1 pseudogene is annotated in these 418 nt (G+C 56.9%); it reads left to right on the plus strand.

What is annotated here, in order from left to right:
• Nucleotides 1-418: pseudogene (locus tag ONV78_RS31895) on the plus strand (RHS repeat protein); the annotation flags it as partial.

Raw genomic sequence — 418 nt, forward strand, 5'->3', positions numbered from 1 at the left:
CACCGAAGTCAAACGCCCGGACGGCTCTGTCCTGAAAATGCGTTACAACGCCAACGACCAGCTGACGCACTTTATCGACGCCGCCGGCCGTTGCACTGAATACGTGTATGACGGTCTGGCCCAGGTGCGCAAACGCATCGACCCGGCTGGTCAGACCTTTGAATACCTGTACGATAAAGAACGCAACCTGATTGGCCTGATCAACGAAAAAGGCGAGCGCTATGAACTGGCCTATGACCGCAACGAGCGCCTGATTCAGGAAATCGGCTTCGACGGTCGGGTGCAGCAATATCAGTATGACCCGGCGGGCCATCTGAAGGCGCATATCGAAGGCGTACACGAAGACGAACGCATTCGCGCGCAACACACCACGCTGTTCAAGCGCGACCCCATGGGACGTCTGCGTGAAAAGCACAGT

The organism is Hahella sp. CR1 (genome assembly GCF_029813005.1).
Classification (GTDB): domain Bacteria; phylum Pseudomonadota; class Gammaproteobacteria; order Pseudomonadales; family Oleiphilaceae; genus Hahella.